Below are 1,228 nucleotides of genomic sequence, written 5' to 3'. Positions count from 1 at the left end.
TATCGACGTCGTGCCGGTCGGCGCGACGTCGATATGGCCGCACAGGATCAGGCTGCGGCTCTCGTCTCCCGCCCATTCGCCGACCAGATTGGGCCGCCCGGGCAAGGCATCCCATTGCTCTGTCCTGAACCCGTCCTGCTTGAGGATCGGTTCGAGCAGCGCCTGGACATCCGCCTCGCGGTTGATCGCCGGATTGGGCTCGAATTTGGGGTTGACCGAAGGGATGCGGACCATGTCGCGGGTCAGGCCGATCAACCAGTCGCGATCGGTCTCGATCTCAGCCTGCACGGCGTCGATGATGGTCTGGTTGTCGGGCATTGTCGCTTCCTTTTCTGCGTCGCGGCGCTTTGCATCGCTGCACTGAGCGCAACGACACTATTTCCTTGTGGCTTTGGATTTGGCGGCGTCGTCGGCCGATGACGATAGGACGGTATCGAGCGTGACCGCGTTGGCGCTGCGGATCTTCTCGATGTCCTCGATGCGCTTGCGCACCCCGGCGCCATGGCCCTCCAGCGCGTGGGCAAAGACGGTTTCCATCTGGGCAACGGCCGTCGCCAGCGTGTCGAACGGCGAGTTGGCGTCGATCGCCGCGACCATGGTCAGGTCCGCGATGTCAGATATCGGCGACAGCCAGACATCGGTGAACAGCAGGATGGAGACGCCGCGCTCCTTGGCCTGCTGGGCAAAGCTCACCACGTCCGACTGGTAGCGCCGGTAATCGAACACGACGAGGAGGTCGCGCTTGCCAAGGTCGATCAACAGGTCGAAATCGGCGGGACTCAACGAACCGATGTCGCGCACGCCGGAGCGGAACTGCAGGAGATAGCCGGCCAGCATGGAGGCGATATGCCGGCTGAACCGGCCGCCCAGCAGCACGACCTGGCCCTTGCTCTCGAGCAGCATGTTGACAGCGCGCGTGTAGGCCTGCACCGGCACAGCCGTGCGCGTACGCTCCAGGCTGTCGGAAACCGAATGGAAATAGGCAAGTGCGGTGCCTTCGCTGGAGCCGCCCGGACGCTTGGCCTCCATCATCAAAAGCGGCGAATGCAGCCTGGATTCGACTTCGGTGAGCAGGCGTGCCTGGAAATCGGCAAAGCCGACATAGCCAAGCTTGGTCATCAGCCGCGTCACGCTCGGGTCGCTGACGCCGGCGCGCCGTGCCAGCCGGGTTGCGGTGCCCAGCCCCGACATCGGGTAATCGGCGAGCAGGACCTGGACGATCTTCTCT

Annotated in this window: 1 protein-coding gene and 1 pseudogene; both read right to left on the bottom strand. The window is 64.1% G+C overall.

Annotation, left to right across the window (positions count from 1 at the left end):
• Positions 1-318, bottom strand: a pseudogene (locus EN969_RS31755) (acetylornithine deacetylase); the annotation flags it as partial.
• A 57-nt stretch (positions 319-375) separates the two neighbouring features.
• Positions 376-1,228, bottom strand: an 853-nt coding sequence (locus EN969_RS31750; RefSeq protein ID WP_164758696.1) for a MurR/RpiR family transcriptional regulator, incomplete at its 5' end; no start/stop codon positions are given.

Origin of the sequence: Mesorhizobium sp. M7A.F.Ca.CA.003.01.2.1 (assembly GCF_003998945.1) — a bacterium.
Lineage (GTDB): Bacteria > Pseudomonadota > Alphaproteobacteria > Rhizobiales > Rhizobiaceae > Mesorhizobium > Mesorhizobium ciceri.
The sequence above is the reverse complement of the archived record's forward strand: the minus strand, read 5'-3'. Positions and strand labels throughout refer to the sequence as shown.